We start from the raw sequence: 623 nt of genomic DNA, 5'->3' as shown, positions 1-623 counted from the left end.
CTCGACCGCAAGGCACTGCCCGAGCCCGATACGAGCCAGTTGCAGCAGGCCTATGTGGCACCGCAGAGCGAGCTCGAACAACGCATCGCGGCGATCTGGGCCGGCGTGCTCAAGCTGGAGAAGGTGGGCCTGACCGACAACTTCTTCGAACTGGGCGGCGACTCGATCATCTCGATCCAGGTGGTCAGCCGCGCGCGCCAGGTCGGTATCCACTTCACCCCCAAGGCGCTGTTCCAGCACCAGACTGTGCAGGGCCTGGCTTCGGTGGCCCGGCTGGGCGAACAGGCACAGCATATCGACCAGGGGCCGATGCAGGGTCAGGCGTTGCTGCTGCCGGTGCACCAGTACTTTTTTGACGAGGCAATACCCGAACAGCATCACTGGAACCAGGCGCTGCTGCTCAGGCCCGGTCAGGCGCTGAAGGCGCCCGTGCTGGATCAGGCCCTGCAAGCGCTGCTGACCCACCACGATGCCCTGCGCCTGCGCTACACCCGGCAGGCCGATGGCGCGTGGGCGGCAGAGTATGGCGCCCCTGGCGGTGTGCGCGAACTGCTGTGGACGCAGCCGGTGGCCGACGCCGAGGCCTTGCAGGGGCTGTGTGAAACGGCCCAGCGCAGCCTTGA

Annotated in this window: 1 protein-coding gene; it reads left to right on the top strand. The window is 66.9% G+C overall.

The window, feature by feature from the left end:
- The coding region (locus MF6396_RS28110; protein WP_153046154.1) for a phosphopantetheine-binding protein at positions 1–623 on the top strand (623 nt) is incomplete at both ends.

The organism is Pseudomonas sp. MF6396 (genome assembly GCF_002018915.1).
In the GTDB taxonomy this organism is placed as follows: Bacteria; Pseudomonadota; Gammaproteobacteria; order Pseudomonadales; family Pseudomonadaceae; genus Aquipseudomonas; species Aquipseudomonas palmensis.
This window is presented reverse-complemented; position numbering and strand designations above follow the sequence as displayed.